The following is a 12,557-nucleotide window of genomic DNA, read 5'->3' on the forward strand; positions in this document are numbered from 1 at the left end:
CCGCGAGGCACTGCAGGTTTTACCTGGAGCAAATAATTTTACTGCGCCGCCGTCTCGCCAAATTTCCCTTCGCGGAAATCCTGCACGGCCTGGAACACTTCCGCCTGGGTATTCATGACGAACGGGCCGTATTGCGCGATCGGTTCATTCAAGGGCTGGCCGGCGACGAGGATCACGCGGCCGCCTTCGGGCGCCTCGATGCGCACGCCGTCGCTGCCCGGCGTGTTGGCAAAGATCGCCATGCGCAGGGCGGGCACGGCCTTGCCGTCGACCTGCACTTCGCCACGAAACGTGTAGATGAAAGCATTATGGCCTGGCGGCAAGGGTTGCTCGAAGCTGGCACCGGCCGGCAAGTCGATATCGAGGTACAACGGTTCCGTCAGTTCGCGCTGCACGGCGCCCGTCACGCCATGGCTCTCGCCGGCGATCACTTGCACGGCCACGCCAGCGTCCGTCGTGTAGCGGGGGATCTCGCTGCTCGTGAAATCGCGGTACCACGGCGTGCGCATCTTGTCGCGCGCGGGCAGGTTCAGCCACAGCTGAAAACCTTCCATCACGCCTTCTTCCTGCTCCGGCATTTCCGAGTGGATCACGCCGCTGCCGGCCGTCATCCATTGCACGCCGCCCGACGTCAGCAAGCCTTCGTTGCCCGCGCTGTCCTTGTGGCGCATGCGCCCCGTGATCATGTACGAGACCGTTTCAAAGCCGCGGTGCGGATGCTCGGGGAAGCCGGCGATATAGTCGTTCGGCTTGTCGCTGGCAAAGTTATCAAGCATCAAAAAAGGGTCGAGACGGCGCTGCAACTGCTGCGTCAGCACGCGGTTGATCTTCACGCCGGCGCCATCCATGACGGCCTGGCCGGCGATCACGCGCTCGACGGCGCGTGGCTTGTTGACGGTGGTGGTATCGCTCATTGTGTTCTCCTGTTTGGGGTCAGACCCGCCGGAACTCGGCGTCCCCGTCTGACCCCTTGTTGCGGCAGTCAGCTATTACACCAGGATCGCGTTGATCTCGGCGTCCGCTTGCGCTTGCGCCTTGGCCACGGCTTCCGGACCCATGCCCATGCCTTCCGAATACACATATTGCACGTCGGTCATGCCCAGGAAACCGAACATGGTGTTCAGGTAAGGCACCTGGCTATCGTTGGCGCTGTCGCGGTGCAAGCCGCCGCGGGACAGGCCCACATAGACTTTCTTGCCGCTCAACAGGCCAACTGGGCCGTTTTCCGTGTACTTGAAGGTGACGTTGGCGCGGGCAATCGCGTCGAACCAGCTTTTCAGTTGCACGGTGATGCCGAAGTTGTACATCGGCGCGCCGATGACGATCACGTCAGCTGCTTGCACTTGCGCAATCAGCGCGTCGTCCAGCGCGATGCGGGCCGATTGTTCCGGCGTGCGTTTGTCGGCCGGCGTGAACAGCGCTTGCAGGGTCGGTTCGTCGAGCACGGGGTGCGGTGCGGCAGCCAGGTCGCGGCGGACGAGGGCGGCGCCAGGGTTGGCCGCTTCTACGCGGGCGACGATGGCGTCAGCCAGGCGGGTCGAGGCGGAACCGGTGCTGCGGGCGCTGGAATTGATTTGCAGGATGTTCATCTTGTTTTCTCCGTTGTGAGGTGTCTTGCGATGGATGAACTATAGCAATTCCAAAATTGATGCGGAAGCCGTTAAAATGGATAACATTAATCCACCAATGGAACAATTGAGTGTAAAGGTCAACATATGGATATCGATCCCGGAGATTTGCTGCTGTTTGCCAGAGTCGTCGAATGCGGCAGTTTCAGTCGCGCCGCCGTGCGCGTGGACTTGCCCAAATCGACGCTGTCGCGGCGCATCTCGCTGCTGGAAGCGAAGTTGGGCGAACGATTGCTGCTGCGCACGACGCGCAAGCTGGCGCTGACGGAGTTTGGCGCCAGCCTGCTCGAGCATGCGCGCAAGGTGGTCGAGGAAACGGAGGCGGCCGGCGCCTTGGCACAGCACCGCCAGGCGGGGCCCAGCGGCTTGCTGCGCATTTCCATGCCGGCCGATTTCGGCGACACCCTGATGCGCCAGGTGCTGGCCGAGTTCGTGCGCCGCTATCCGGCCATTTCGCTGGAACTGGACTTGTCGGCGCGTCGTGTGGATTTGCTGGAAGAAAATTTCGACCTGGCCATCCGCATGGGCAATTTGCCCGACGACGCCAGCCTGTCCGCGCGCCGCGTGGCCTTCAGCACCCTGGCGTTGTATGCCTCGCCGAAATACACGAGCGTGCACGGCTTGCCCGAGCATCCCGACGATCTGTACGGCCACGATTTACTGAGCTTGCCGCGCGCCGTGCATGGCCTCGTGCACTGGACTTTGATCCGCGGCAAGACGACGTGGGAACGCGATCTGCCCGTGCGCCTGCTGGCCAATTCGCCGGAGTTGCTGGTGCGCATGGCGTGCACGGGCGTGGGCATCGCGGCCAGCACGGACCGCTTTGCCAAGGCCTATGTGGCGACGGGGGAATTGGTGCGCGTGCTGCCGGAGTGGAGTTTTCCGCTGGTTACGGGCTGGGCCGTTTTTCCCGGCCGGCGTTTGATGCCGGCCAAGACGCGCGCGTTTCTCGATCTAATGGAGGAGATGTATCGCACGGACGCACCCGTATAGGCGCGCGTCCGGATGCCTTACTTGGGCAGGTTGCCCATGACTTCGCCCAGCTGCACGGGGCCGGCCGGTTGCCAGCTGGCGTTAAATTGCACGGTGTCTTTCGGGAACAGCATGACGACGGTGGAACCGAGCAGGAAGCGGCCCAGTTCTTCGCCCTGTTTCAGCACGACATTGTCGTTCGCATAGCTCCAGTCGCGCACCTGGCCCGTGCGGGGCGGGTTGACGACGCCGTGCCAGACGGTGGCCATGCTGCCGACGATGGTGGCGCCGACCAATGTCATGACGAAGGGGCCGTTGGCCGTGTCAAATACGCAGACGACGCGCTCGTTGCGGGCGAACAGGCCGGGAATGCCGCGCGCCGTCGTCGGGTTGACGGAAAACAATTCACCGGGCACATAGATCATGCGCGTCAATCGGCCATCGCACGGCATGTGGATGCGGTGGTAGTCGCGCGGGCTCAGGTACAGATTGGCGAAGCTGCCGTGTTCGAACTGGGCCGCCAGGGACGCGTCGCCGCCGACCAGGGCCGTGGTGCTGAAGTTATGGCCCTTGGCCTGGAAGATCTGGTCCTTGTCGATCGTGCCGAACTGGCTGATGCGGCCATCGACGGGGCAGATGTAGTCGGCCTGGGCCAGCGGACGGGCATCGGGGCGCAGCGCGCGCGTGAAAAAGTCGTTGAAGCTCGTGTAGTGCGTGATGTCCGGGTCCAGCGCCTCATCCATGTTGACGTTGTAGCGGCCGACGAACCAGCGGATCAAACGCGTGGTCATGGCGCCGCCTTTGGCGCCGGCGATCCGGCCGGCAAAGTTGGTCAACGCTCCTTTTGGAAGCAGATATTGAGGCAGGACGGCAAGACGGTCAGACACGATGGGAAGCCTTTGACGGGATGATGGGAACAATGGTGAAAACGCATTATAGCGGCGATGTGGCGCGCAATGATATGCGCCGTATGCAAGGGTGCGTATCGCAGTCCGCCGCCGAATTTAATTTGCTGTAAGAAATATTTTCGGGAAACTGCGCCACTCGGAAAAAATTGCAGCACAATACGGCGGCCTGTTTTTTAGCTTTTAGCCATTTTTATTCAGCCAACTTTTTTCAGCCAGGTCATGATGCCACGCCGTTGCCTCCGCCTTACCGTCCTTTGTTCAGCCGTTTTACTTGCCTGGAATGCCCAGGCCCAGCAATCCGAAGCGCCAGCCGACACGGCCGCTGCCGCCACCACTGCGCCGCCGAAGGCTGAAAAGCCCGCCGCACCGGCCATGCAAACCGTCGAAGTCAAGGGGAGCGGCTACGATCCGCGCCGCGACGATACGGCCAGCAAGATGGTCGTGGGCAGCGAGGAAATCCTCAAGTATGGCGACACGAATGTCACCGACGTGCTCAAACGCTTGCCCGGCATTACCGTCTCCGGCGCGGCCGGGCGCTCGGGCGGAGAAATCCGCATGCGCGGGTTGGGCAGCGGCTACACGCAGATACTGCTCAATGGCGAGCGGGCGCCTGCCGGTTTCTCGCTCGACACCCTGTCGCCGGACGTGATCGAACGCATCGAGATTCTGCATGCGGCCAGCGCCGAATACAGCACGCAGTCGATCGCCGGCACCATCAATGTGGTGCTCAAGAAAGCCGTGAAGACGGCGCAGCGCGAACTCAAACTGGGCGTGCAGGGCAGTGACGTGAGCTTTTCGCCCAGCGTCAACGTGCAGTTGTCCGACCGCGACGGCAATTTTTCGTATTCGCTGGCCGGCTCGCTGTTCCGCTACGACTACCATTACGACAATCCAGGCCTGGAACTGGGCTACGCGCCCGATGGCCGGCAAAACCTGCTGCGCCGCACGAATGGCACGGGTGACGGCCGTCCGGAAGGCATCAATCTGTCGCCGCGCCTGAACTGGGTGCTGGCCAATGGCGACAATGTGACGGCGCAATTCTTTTTCAATGGCGGGCGCTCGAATCACCGCAATTTCAGCCGGGCCGAAACGGAGCAGGGCGTGCGCCCCGACTACGACACCAATACGGGCAGCTCAAGCAACCACAACGCCTTCGGCCGCAGCGACCTGACGTGGATGCACAAGCTGGCCGGCGGCGCCAGACTGGAACTGAAAATCGGCGCCTCGGCCGCACGCAATACGTCCGACAGCCTGCAGCAAGGCTTTGTCGATGGCAGCGGCCTGGCGCTCGAGCGCAAGGTGGGCGTGAAGGCGACGGAAAACGGCGTCAGTTCGACGGGTAAATATTCGTCGCCCTTGCTGCCCGGCCATGCCTTGTCGATGGGCTGGGACGGCGCCTACACGGAGCGCGACGAAACGCGCCGGCAGCGCGAAGCGGCCCTGGCTGCCTTGGGCGCGCGTCCGCCCATCAACAGCGACGAAGGTTTCGATGCCACCATCAAGCGCCTGGCCCTGTTTGTGCAGGATGACTGGGAAATCACGCCGCGCTGGTCGATGTATGCGGGCGTGCGCTGGGAAGGCATCGATACGCGCAGCGCGGGCGACACCTATGACGAAGTGAACCAGCGCACCAGCGTGTGGAGCCCGCTGCTGCAAACCCTGTGGAAGCTGCCCGATACCAAGGGTGACCAGATACGTTTGGCCCTGACGCGCACCTACAAGGCGCAGCCCACGGCGAGCCTGATTCCGCGCCGCAATACCTCGACCAACAATAGCCAGACGGACCCTGACCGCGAAGGCAATCCCTACCTGAAACCGGAGCTGGCGCTGGGCATCGACGCTTCGTACGAGCACTACTGGGCCGAAGGCGCCTTGCTCAGCGCGCGCGCCTCGGCGCGCCGCATCGATGGTTACACGCGCCAAGGCTTGCTGTTCATCAATGACCGCTGGGTATCGACGCCCGTCAACGATGGCCGCGCCAATACTCAGACATTGGAACTGGAAGCGAAGTTCCCGCTGCGTGCCGTGATGGCCGCGCCCGTGCCAGCCATCGACTTGCGAGCCAGCATCAGCCGCAACTGGTCGCAGGTGGACCAGGTGCCGGGGCCGAACAACCGGCTCGACCAGCAGACCCCCGTCAGCGGCAACTTCGGTCTTGACTACAAGACGCCGGACGGCGTGCTGACGACGGGTGGCAGCTTCAACTTCCGCAATGGCGGCCCCGTGCGCATCACCGAGCGCCAGAGCGCCTACACCTCGCCGCGGCGTGACGTCGACATTTATGCGCTGTGGAAATTTGATGCAAAGAACCAGCTGCGTCTGGCCGTGTCGAACTTGCTGGCGCAAGACTTCGAAAGCACCACCACGTATGCGGACGCCAGCGGCACGATAGCCCGCAACAGTATTTCGCCGAGTTCGCCGCAGGCGCGCGCGACCCTGGAAATGAAGTTCTGAGCGCGCTGTTTCTATACTGAAAACCCCGGCCGGCATCCCCGCTGGCCTATAATCTCGGCAATTGCGCGCACGGCCAGTCCGTGCGCGCCACCTTTTACTTTGCCAAGATTGCTTTTCCCATGACGTTTTCCTCCCTCGGCCTGATCGATCCCCTGGTCCGCAAACTTGACGAGCTCGGCTATGCCAAGCCCACGCCCGTGCAGGCGCAAGCGATTCCTGCCGTGCTGGCCGGGCGCGACCTGATGGCCGCCGCCCAGACGGGGACGGGCAAGACGGCCGGTTTCGCCGTGCCGCTGCTGCAGCGCCTGACATTGGAAGGCGTGGTGGCGCCCCAGTGCGTGCGCGTGCTCGTGCTCGTGCCCACGCGCGAACTGGCCGAGCAAGTCTATGCCAGCTTCCGCAGCTATGGCGGCAACCTGCCGCTGCGCAGCTTTGTCGCGTATGGCGGCGTGCCCATCGAGCCGCAGATCAGCAAATTGCGCAAGGGCCTCGACGTGCTGGTGGCCACGCCGGGCCGTTTGCTGGACTTGCAGACGCAGGGCGCCGTCAAGTTCGAGCAAGTGCAAACCCTGGTGCTGGACGAGGCCGACCGCATGCTGGACCTGGGCTTCGAGCGCGAACTCGATATATTGCTGATGACCATGCCCAAGCAGCGCCAGACCCTGCTGTTCTCGGCCACCTTCTCGGACGCCATCCGCGCCATGGCGAAAACCATGTTGAAGGATCCCGTCTCGGTCGAGGTGAGTGCGCGCAACAGCACGGTCAAGGCCGTCAAGCAATCGGTCATCGTGTGCGACAAGAAACGCAAGCCGGAACTGTTTTTGCACTTGCTGAAGAAAAAGCGCTGGGGCCAGGTACTGGTCTTCGTCAAGACGCGCAAGGGTGTCGAACTGCTGGTAAACACCTTGCTGGAGCAGGGCGTGCGCGCCGATTCGATTCACGGCGACAAGACGCAGCCGAACCGCCTGCGCGCGCTGGCCCGTTTCAAATCCGCCGAAGTGCAAGTGCTGGTGGCTACCGACGTGGCCGCCCGTGGCCTCGATATCGACCAATTGCCCGTCGTCGTCAATTTCGACTTGCCCACCGTGGCGGAAGACTATATCCACCGCATCGGCCGCACGGGCCGCGCGGGCGCTTCGGGCGAAGCGATCTCGCTCGTCTGCGCCGACGAGGTGGAGTTGCTGTCGGCCGTCGAAGCGCTGACGCGGCAAACCCTGAAACGCAATGAGGAAGCCGGTTACGAAGCCGAGCACCGCGTACCGGGCACGTCCGCCGGCGGCACGATCCAGAAAAAGGCCGTGAAAGTGCTGGCGCCGAAAGCGGCAGAGAGAGCCAAGAAAAGGCGCTTCTACAAATAATCGGCGCAGTTAAGCTGACAAGGCAAAGCGCGCTGCACGGATATGCCATTCGTGCCATCATGCGCCATGACCTCGATACCTTTGTTCCCGCTCAATACGGTGCTGTATCCCGACGGCTATCTGCCCCTGCAGATCTTCGAGGTACGCTATCTGGACATGATACGTCAGTGCATCATGGGCGAGCAGCCGTTCGGCGTGGTGCAACTGCTGGACGGTGCGGAAGTGCGCAAGCCGGGCCAGCAAGAGACCCTGGCGCCCGTGGGCACCCTGGCGCGCGTCGTCGACTGGGCCGCGCCCCTGTCGGGCTTGCTGCAAATCAAATGCATGGGCATGCAGCGCTTCCACATCGTTTCCAGCGAACAGCTGAAGCACGGCTTGTGGATGGCGCAGGTCGACACCTTGGCGCCCGATAAAACCATCCCCATCCCGCAAGAGCAGCAGAACGTGGCCGACGCGCTCGGCGCCCTGATCCGCACCTTGCAGGAGCAAAAGATCCCGCCCGATCAGATGCCCCTGCAGCCGCCATACCGCCTCGACGAGTGCGGCTGGGTGGCGAACCGCTGGTGCGAGCTGCTGTCCCTGAGCGCCATGCAAAAACAACTATTGCTGAGCCAGGACAATCCCGTGCTGCGCCTGGAACTGGTGCAGGATATGCTCACGGAAAATGGTCTGCTCGAAGAGTAAAACATCCCAAGCCGCATGTTTGCACAACGTTCTGTTGTGCAATTGCAATCACTATTGAGAAATACTTTACGCTTTGCCGCCGCTGGCATAAGATAATGCCCCTGGGCAAGATTGCCCTGGGCAACATTCAAGAGCACACGACATGGCAAAAGTAAGCGCGGAACAGATCAATGCGGCAATGGAAGCGATGGCCGGCGAAGGCCAGTCCATCACGGTGCGCGCCTTGCGCGAACGGCTGGGCAACGGCGCCTGTCTGGGCACCATCAGCAAGCTATTGCAGCGCCGCAAGGCCGGTGCGCAGCGCCAGATCGCTGCCGCCGCCGAACTGTCGCCCGTGCTGCAGCAAGCCATCCTCGATTATGTAGGACAGGAATTAAGCGCCAGCCACAGCGCGCATGAAGCCGAGATGAACGACAATCAACAGGAATTGATGGACCTGGCCAGCGAGAACGAGCGCCAGCAAGAACTGCTCGACCTGCAGGCGGGCGAGCTGGAAACCTTGCGCGAGGAACTCGAGCGCGAGCGGCAAGTGGCGAACCAGGCCCGCACGGACCTGGCCAAGGCGCAGCTGCGCCTGGAAGGCTTGCCGCGCCTGGAAGAGGCGGCAGAGCAGGCCCGCATGGACCTGGCCAAAGCGCAATTCAAGCTCGAAGGCATCCCGCGCCTGGAAGAGGCCGCCGAAGCCGCTCGCGCGGAACTGATCCAGGCCCAGTTGAAGCTGGAAAGCCTGACACGCGTGGAAACGGAACTGGCGGCCGCGCGCCTGGAACTGGAAGCGGAACGCGAAGAGCTGGGCGAAACGCGCGCCGAGCTGGACGAAGAGCGCACCTTGCGCATCAAGGCGCAGCAGTTCATCGTGGATCCCATCTTCAAAACCCCAGTCTGAGGACGCCTGACCAAACCTGCTGCGCGTCGTCCCTGAGCTGACGCTTCTTATAGTGTTAGTCGGCGCACGGAATCGTGTCACTAGGCGCGGCAAAATAGTTCAGTGATCCGGGCGCGAAAGGGGCAGGCATGGAAACGCTGATCGTCATGGGGGCCTCGGTGGGCGGCGTAAGCGCGCTGTCCACCATCTTCGCCACCTTGCCGGCGGACCTGCCCGCGGCAATCCTGGCCGTCATGCATGTAGGCGCGCGCAACAGCGTGCTGCCCGAGATCCTCGGCAAGACCTCCGCCTTGCCCGTGCGCTTCGCCGAAGAGCGCGAACCCGTACGCGCGGGGCGCATCCTGCTGGCGCCGCCGGACCGGCACATGCTCGTTGCCAACCTGGCCGGCCAGGCGATGGTCGAGCTGACCCGGGGTCCGAAGGAAAACCATACGCGTCCCGCCATCGATCCCCTGTTTCGCAGTGCCGCCGCCGCTTTTGGGCCGAAGGTGGTGGGCGTGGTTCTCAGCGGCTACCTCGACGATGGCACGGCGGGCTTGCAGGCCATCAAGGCCTGTGGCGGCAAGGCGCTGGTGCAGGAGCCGCAGGACGCGGTGGCGCCGTCCATGCCGCAAAGCGCGATCGACCATGCCGGAGTGGACTGGTGCCTGCCGTCCACCGAGATCGGGCCGGCCCTGCTGGCGCTGGCCAGCGGCGCGCCGGCGCCAGCCGTCGCTGCACAGTCCTTGCCGCCCGTGCCCCAGTGGGTTGCTGTGGAAAACCGTTTTGCCCGGGGAGTGGGAAATATGGAGCAACTGGAAAAAATTGCCACGCCATCGACGTTCACCTGTCCCGAATGCCAGGGCACGCTGTGGGAGCTGCATGGCCAGAAGCCGCAGCGTTTTCGCTGCCATACGGGCCACAGTTTTACGGCGCAGACGCTTGGCGAGTTGCAGCATGAAAAGGCGGAAGACGCCATCTGGGCCGCTGTCAGGGCGCTGCAGGAAAAAGAAAAACTGTACCTGAACCTGGCCGCCAAGGCCCAGGCCTGGTTGCATCCGGGCACGGCCAGCGAGTATGCAGCCAAGGCGCGCCAGGCAGGCGAGCAGGCCGATATGCTGAAACGGGCCTTGCTGGCTTAAAATAGCGCACTGTCGCGCCATGCCGCGCGGCGCCTGATCGCAAAGAAGGTTTATGTCCGCAGAAAAAAAAGAGCCGCTCCCGCTTGCGGCAGCCCCCGTATTGCCACGTGCACTGCCGCCCAGGCCGCCAGCCGAATTCAGTTCGCCCGAAGCGGCCCTGGCCCGCAAGCAGGCGCGCGAAGACAAGGATGCGCAGGTGCGCGGTGTTACCTCTATCGACGCCATGCGCGAGGCCATCAAGCAGGCGGCGCGCGACTTGCCTGCCATCACCGAGGTGCCGCGCCTGGCCATGCTGGACGCCGCCGCCTTCCGCGCGCGCGCCGCGCAGGGCTTGCCTTTCCTGATGCGCGGACTGGTGCGGCGCTGGCCCTTATCCACGCTGGAGCCTGACGTTTTGCGCGAGCAGTTCAGCCATGTGCCCGTGCGCGCACGGGTAGGCGACTACATCAACACGGCCTTTGCGGCCGATCGCGCCATGCAGGATATGTCGATGGGGCAATATTTGGATATGGTGGCAGAGGGCAAGTACGTGCTGCCGCCGTATCTGGGCAACCTGGAATTGCGCGAGCTGAACCGTTTGTGCCACTGGCCCACGTATTTTGACAAGATGGGCCCGCCGCGCTTTTGGGTCGGGCCGGCCGGCACGGTGACGCCATTGCACTGCGATTACGATGACAATATCTTCGCCCAGGTGTGGGGCCGCAAGCGCATCATTTTGTCGCCGCCGCACCACGACGCTTTTCTTTATCCTAGCGAAGCGAACGCCATCCTGTTCGGTTCGCCATTCGACCCGGAAGCGCCCGATTTCCAGCGTTTTCCCCTGGCACGCCAGGCGACGATGATCGAATGCATCGTCGAGCCGGGCGACATGCTGTACGTGCCCGCCGGCTGGTATCACCAGGTGCGTGCGCTGACGTTTTCGCTGTCCTCGAACCGCTGGGCCAGGGCCGTGCCGCTGGCCTTGCATGGGGATATGGCGCTGCGGCGTACCGAATTAATCTGATGGCACGATGGCCTTGCCGTCGGCGCGCAGGCGTTTCGGCCGCCACTCGCTGAGGATGCCCGCACAAATGATCAATATCGCGCCCACGATGGCCAGCGCCGGCAGCCGTTCGCCGGCGATACGTCCGATCACGCCAGCCCAGACAGGCTCGCCCGCATAGATCAAGGTCGCCTTGGTGGCGGAGATGCGCTTTTGCGCCCAGTTCATCACATACTGGATCAGCGCGCTGGCGCAGCCCAGGGCCAGCACGCTGAGGATGAACGTCTTGCTGATGACAGGTGGCGCTTCGCCCATGACGGGCATCAGCAGCAGGGCGATCAATGACGCCGTCGCCAGTTGCACGATGGTCACGCGCAAGATGTTCAGCTGCGGCGAGACGCGGCTGATGAGGATGATTTCCAGGGCGATGGCGATGGCGCCCACGGCCGTGATCAGCTCGCCAGTGCCGAAGGCCATGCTCAAGCCATCCGTGCCGGTAAGCAGCAGCAAGCCGACGAACGCCAGCACCACGGCTGCCCACACGGCAGGGTGGGGCCGCTGCTTGAAGACCAGCCACTGCACCAGCGGCACGATGGGCACATAAAAGGCCGTGATGAAGGCCGATTTGCTGCTGGAAATATGCATCAAGCCATAGGTTTGCAGCGCGTAGCCGCCAAAGATGCTCACGCCAATGGCCATGCCCGTCAGCAACTCCGCCTTCGTCAAGTGCCGCAACTGGCCCCGGCAAATCAGGGCGCCGATGCTGGCGGCCACGGCAAAGCGGGCGGCCACGAAGGCCAGCGGGCCGCTGACCGTCACGGCATGTTGCACGACGAGAAACGTTCCGCCCCAGATGAAGGTGATGGCGATCAGGGCCAGTTCGGGCAGGCCGAGGGCGGGCGGGGGACTTGCATGTGTTTTCATGGGACGCTATGCTATGAGCAAAATATTTCCCATCATCATAGGAGCAATATATTGCGCAGTCAAGCCGAGGCCGGTGGCGTGCTGGCACACCTGGCCACCAATCTGCGGCGCTTACGCCTTGCCGCCGGCCTCAGCCAGGAGGAACTGGGGCGCAAGTCTGGCCTGAGCCGGCGCATGGTCAACGGCGTCGAGGCGGGCAGCACCAATATCAGCCTGGCCAACCTCGACCATGTGGCGGCCGCCTTGAATGTGGCCTTTGTCGACCTCGTCCAGCCGCCGCAGCAGCCGCACGACAGCCTGCGGGTGCTGATGTGGCAAAGCGCATCGCAAGCCAGCCAGGCCGTGCTGCTGGGCGCGGCGCCCGCCAGCCGCCAGGTGGAACTGTGGTCGTGGACCCTGGCACCAGGCGAGCGCTACGATGCGCAAGCCGATCCGGCCGGCTTCAGCGAAATGCTCTACGTGCTGGAAGGGACGCTGCAGCTCGTGCTGGCGGCGGAAACCAGGCAATTGGCCACGGGTGAATTTTTTGTCTTCAGCAGCGCGCAAGCGTATGCGTACGTGAATGCGGGCGAGTCCACCTTGCGCTTTACGCGCAATGTGGTCAGCTGACAGCGCAATCAGGGCAGGCTACATCCTCCGG

At 63.2% G+C, this 12,557-nt stretch carries 12 protein-coding genes; 8 read left to right on the top strand and 4 right to left on the bottom strand.

Annotated elements, in window-relative coordinates; all coding sequences use genetic code 11:
* Window positions 1-38: 38 nt before the first annotated feature.
* Complete coding sequence (locus OPV09_RS13040) at window positions 39-914, bottom strand: pirin family protein (protein ID WP_072454022.1); 876 nt, start codon at window positions 912-914, stop codon at window positions 39-41.
* Window positions 915-989: 75 nt separating this feature from the next.
* Window positions 990-1,589, bottom strand: a complete 600-nt coding sequence (locus OPV09_RS13045; protein WP_338682028.1) for an FMN-dependent NADH-azoreductase — start codon at window positions 1,587-1,589, stop codon at window positions 990-992.
* A gap of 126 nt (window positions 1,590-1,715) precedes the next feature.
* Between OPV09_RS13045 and OPV09_RS13050 the strand changes: the two genes are divergently transcribed.
* A complete protein-coding gene (locus OPV09_RS13050; RefSeq protein ID WP_072454020.1) occupies window positions 1,716-2,621 on the top strand; it encodes a LysR family transcriptional regulator in 906 nt (301 codons plus the stop codon).
* A 17-nt stretch (window positions 2,622-2,638) separates the two neighbouring features.
* Here OPV09_RS13050 and asd read toward each other — a convergent pair whose 3' ends face one another.
* The gene (gene asd, locus OPV09_RS13055) at window positions 2,639-3,487 is read right to left on the bottom strand and encodes an archaetidylserine decarboxylase (protein ID WP_034752331.1); all 849 of its coding nucleotides are present in this window, start codon (window positions 3,485-3,487) and stop codon (window positions 2,639-2,641) included.
* A gap of 393 nt (window positions 3,488-3,880) precedes the next feature.
* Between asd and OPV09_RS13060 the strand changes: the two genes are divergently transcribed.
* From OPV09_RS13060 to OPV09_RS13085, 6 genes are all read left to right on the top strand, one after another.
* Entirely contained in the window at window positions 3,881-5,962 is a 2,082-nt protein-coding gene (locus OPV09_RS13060; RefSeq protein ID WP_072454019.1) for a TonB-dependent receptor plug domain-containing protein, read from the top strand.
* A 119-nt stretch (window positions 5,963-6,081) separates the two neighbouring features.
* Window positions 6,082-7,320: a DEAD/DEAH box helicase gene (locus OPV09_RS13065; RefSeq protein WP_070303106.1), complete on the top strand. Its 1,239-nt coding sequence runs from the start codon at window positions 6,082-6,084 to the stop codon at window positions 7,318-7,320.
* Between the two features lie 66 nt (window positions 7,321-7,386).
* Complete coding sequence (locus tag OPV09_RS13070; protein WP_083292699.1) at window positions 7,387-8,004, top strand: LON peptidase substrate-binding domain-containing protein; 618 nt, start codon at window positions 7,387-7,389, stop codon at window positions 8,002-8,004.
* A gap of 142 nt (window positions 8,005-8,146) precedes the next feature.
* Window positions 8,147-8,890: a DNA-binding protein gene (locus tag OPV09_RS13075; RefSeq protein ID WP_034752328.1), complete on the top strand. Its 744-nt coding sequence runs from the start codon at window positions 8,147-8,149 to the stop codon at window positions 8,888-8,890.
* A gap of 128 nt (window positions 8,891-9,018) precedes the next feature.
* The gene (locus OPV09_RS13080) at window positions 9,019-10,011 is read left to right on the top strand and encodes a chemotaxis protein CheB (protein ID WP_072454017.1); all 993 of its coding nucleotides are present in this window, start codon (window positions 9,019-9,021) and stop codon (window positions 10,009-10,011) included.
* A gap of 52 nt (window positions 10,012-10,063) precedes the next feature.
* Window positions 10,064-11,014, top strand: coding sequence for a cupin-like domain-containing protein (locus tag OPV09_RS13085; RefSeq protein WP_338682032.1), 951 nt, complete (start codon window positions 10,064-10,066; stop codon window positions 11,012-11,014).
* On the opposite strand, the gene OPV09_RS13090 is transcribed toward OPV09_RS13085, so the two are convergent.
* Window positions 11,006-11,917, bottom strand: a complete 912-nt coding sequence (locus OPV09_RS13090) for a DMT family transporter (protein ID WP_338682034.1) — start codon at window positions 11,915-11,917, stop codon at window positions 11,006-11,008. The two genes, OPV09_RS13085 and OPV09_RS13090, sit on opposite strands and share 9 nt — an antisense overlap.
* A 51-nt stretch (window positions 11,918-11,968) precedes the next feature.
* On the opposite strand from OPV09_RS13090, the gene OPV09_RS13095 reads away from it, so the two are divergent.
* Window positions 11,969-12,526: an XRE family transcriptional regulator gene (locus tag OPV09_RS13095; protein WP_338682035.1), complete on the top strand. Its 558-nt coding sequence runs from the start codon at window positions 11,969-11,971 to the stop codon at window positions 12,524-12,526.
* Window positions 12,527-12,557: the final 31 nt, after the last annotated feature.

Source organism: Janthinobacterium sp. TB1-E2, assembly GCF_036885605.1.
GTDB lineage: Bacteria > Pseudomonadota > Gammaproteobacteria > Burkholderiales > Burkholderiaceae_D > Janthinobacterium > Janthinobacterium aestuarii.